This is a genomic window from Pseudarthrobacter siccitolerans, from assembly GCF_001046895.1.
Lineage (GTDB): Bacteria > Actinomycetota > Actinomycetes > Actinomycetales > Micrococcaceae > Arthrobacter > Arthrobacter siccitolerans.
The window spans coordinates 1-267 of sequence record NZ_CAQI01000011.1; the positions used below are offsets into that span (position 1 = coordinate 1).

The 267-nt window shown below is 57.3% G+C and carries 1 rRNA gene; it reads right to left on the reverse strand.

Going from position 1 to position 267, the window contains the following annotated elements:
• Nucleotides 1-117 (reverse strand): 5S ribosomal RNA (gene rrf, locus ARTSIC4J27_RS00060).
• Nucleotides 118-267 lie beyond the last annotated feature (150 nt).

The window sequence follows — 267 nt, forward strand, 5'->3', positions numbered from 1 at the left end:
GTCCGGCGGTGACCTACTCTCCCACACCCTCCCGGGTGCAGTACCATCGGCGCTGTGGGTCTTAGCTTCCGGGTTCGGAATGGGACCGGGCGTTTCCCCCACGCTATGACCGCCGTAACCTTTTCACCCGCCCCGCCAGGGCTGTTTGTGCCTGGGGGTGGGAAACCTGTTGGTGGTTACAACATTGTGGTGTTGTTATTCAATTGTGTTTGTTCCGCAAGCAACGTTTGGTTTGTTGTTTGGGAACCACATAGTGGACGCAAGCAG